The 450-nt window shown below is 43.3% G+C and carries 1 protein-coding gene; it reads left to right on the top strand.

Annotation, left to right across the window (positions count from 1 at the left end; all coding sequences use genetic code 11):
- Window positions 1–142 precede the first annotated feature (142 nt).
- Complete coding sequence (locus BA053_RS07580; RefSeq protein WP_156517965.1) at window positions 143–295, top strand: hypothetical protein; 153 nt, start codon at window positions 143–145, stop codon at window positions 293–295.
- Window positions 296–450 lie beyond the last annotated feature (155 nt).

The raw sequence follows: 450 nt of genomic DNA, 5'->3' as shown, positions 1-450 counted from the left end.
CTCTTCAGATCTAGAAAAAATTTTTTACTCTAACGCAAAAAATTACTTCCGCATACTTAAAGCCTGATTATGATAGACTTCTTACATAACCCAAACTAAGTAGAAAAAAGGTATCATCCAAGTAGCTGACACTGGTTCCTTTATGACGGCAGTACCTTCTCCTGTCATCCGAGTAGCCGACTACTTGGATCCAGGAAATTTAACTCTACCAAGTAAATGTACAATAAGAACTAGATTCCAGACTGGAATGACAGCAGTCCTACGTCATACCGCGATTCATTCGCGGTATCTCTAGATCCCGCTAACAAGTAGCGGGATGACGAATTACTTAACCGTCATACCACCGCGAACCGTCATACCGTGATTTATTCACGGTATCTCAGCCGCTAACACGTAGCAACTGTTCTCCCTCGTCATACCGCCGCGGTATCTCAAAGCATAGATCCCGCT

The sequence above is a fragment of the Wolbachia endosymbiont of Nomada ferruginata genome (assembly GCF_001675785.1).
GTDB classification, from domain to species: Bacteria; Pseudomonadota; Alphaproteobacteria; order Rickettsiales; family Anaplasmataceae; genus Wolbachia; species Wolbachia pipientis.
This window is presented reverse-complemented; position numbering and strand designations above follow the sequence as displayed.